The organism is Nocardioides sp. (genome assembly GCF_024509035.1).
Classification (GTDB): domain Bacteria; phylum Actinomycetota; class Actinomycetes; order Propionibacteriales; family Nocardioidaceae; genus Nocardioides.
Genome location: NZ_JANINT010000394.1, coordinates 1 through 1669 on the forward strand (window position 1 = coordinate 1; position 1669 = coordinate 1669).

Annotated in this window: 1 protein-coding gene and 1 pseudogene; both read right to left on the reverse strand. The window is 75.0% G+C overall.

Translation table 11 applies throughout. The features are described from left to right. Positions 1-367: pseudogene (locus Q0L15_RS22120) on the reverse strand (hypothetical protein); the annotation flags it as partial. Next, positions 354-1669: aminotransferase class III-fold pyridoxal phosphate-dependent enzyme (locus Q0L15_RS22125; RefSeq protein WP_296607005.1), on the reverse strand; the 1316-nt coding region annotated here is incomplete at its 5' end. The pseudogene Q0L15_RS22120 and the gene Q0L15_RS22125, both read right to left, overlap by 14 nt.

The window sequence follows — 1669 nt, forward strand, 5'->3', positions numbered from 1 at the left end:
CGACGACCCAGCGGGCCACGCCGGCCGGGCGCAGGAAGCGCTCCGCGAGGTCGGCGGGGTCGAGCGCCGCACGAGCCGCCCAGTAGTCGTCGCCGGACGCGTGGGGCGCCAGGCCGAGGACCGGGGCGCACCAGCGCCGGATCGCGACGCCCAACGGCCCGTCGAACATCGTCATCCACCCGGGGACCGGGTCGGTGGAGCCTTCGTTGATCGACGCCTCGAACGCGGCCCGGTCGATCGGCTCGGCGAACACCCCGTGCACATGGTGGTCGACGAGCTGGACCGACCTGAGGTGGTCGGCCAGCGCGGTCGGGACCTCGTCGGTCAGCCCGGCGAAGGGGTCGATGGTGTGGTCACCAGCCGGCATAGGGGGCGACGTCCTCCTCGTTCACGAGTCCGGCGACCGCGTCGTCGATCGCCGTGGTGATGATCTCCGCCGCTCGACCGGCCTCGTTCTCGGTGAGGACGAGCGGGGGAGTGATCTCGAGGACGTTGCCGCCCACGTAGTAGACGACCGCGCCCAGCTGCCAGGCGCGGTAGACGACCTGGGCCGTCAGCCGCGGGTCGGGCGTGACGCCATCCTCGCCGACCAGCTCGAGGCCGATCGCGAGCCCGCGCCCGCGCACGTCGCCGATCCGGTCGGCGCCGCGGCCGTCGGCCGCCAGCAGCGCTGCCTGCAGGACGGCGCCCGTTCTCGCGGCCCGGGCGGGCAGCTCCTCCTCGACGATGGTGCGCAGCACCGCCCGACCCACGGCGGTGCAGATCGGGTTGCCGGCCGTGGTCAGCAGGGCCGAGGCCGGCGGCTCGTCGAGCAGTGCGGCGGGGCCGACCCCGGCGGACAGCGGCAGTCCGCCGCCGATGACCTTCCCGAACGTCACGACGTCGGGGACCACGCCGTCGTGCTCGAAGGCGTGCAGCGTGCCCGGTCGGCCGAGGCCCATCTTGACCTCGTCGCACACCATCGGCACGTCGTGGCGGCGGCACAGGTCCTGCAGCTGGGCGAGGAAGCCGTCGGGCGGCACCACGAGCCCACCGTCGGACAGGATCGGCTCGACGATCAGGCAGGCGATCGTCCCGCCGGCCAGGTGCCGCTCCGCCTCGTCCAGGCAGTGCCGCACGTCCTCCTCGACGGTGCCCCGCACCGGCCGGAACGGGTTCGGGTAGGGGAGGAACGCCGCGTCGGGGTCGGCGGCCTGGCCGGCGTCGACGTGGACGCCCGAGACCCCCATCGCGACCCCGACGCCGCCGTGGTAGCTGTGCTCGAAGGCCAGGACGGTACGCCGGCCGGTCGCGTGCCGGCACGCGCGCAGCACCACGTCGTTGGCGTCGGACCCGGCGTGGCCGAGGTAGACCCGCCGCTCACCCTCGCCCGGCACGAGGGCCAGCAGGTCCTCGGCCAGGCCGACCGAGTCCGGGTGGACCGCGGAGAGCCCGCCGGCGCCCGGCGGGGCAGCGGCCGCCTTCGCCATCGCCTCGACCACCGCCGGATGGCCGTGGCCCAGGCCGGCCGCCGTCCACGTCGCGGAGAGGTCCAGCAGCTCACGACCTCCCGGCTCGACCAGCGTGGACCGGTGGCCGCTGACGACCTCCAGCGGGAAGAAGCGCAGCTTCTCGACGCCCGCCACCGCGCGGGCGTCGCGCTCGTAGAGGGTCGTCACGACGAGCTCGC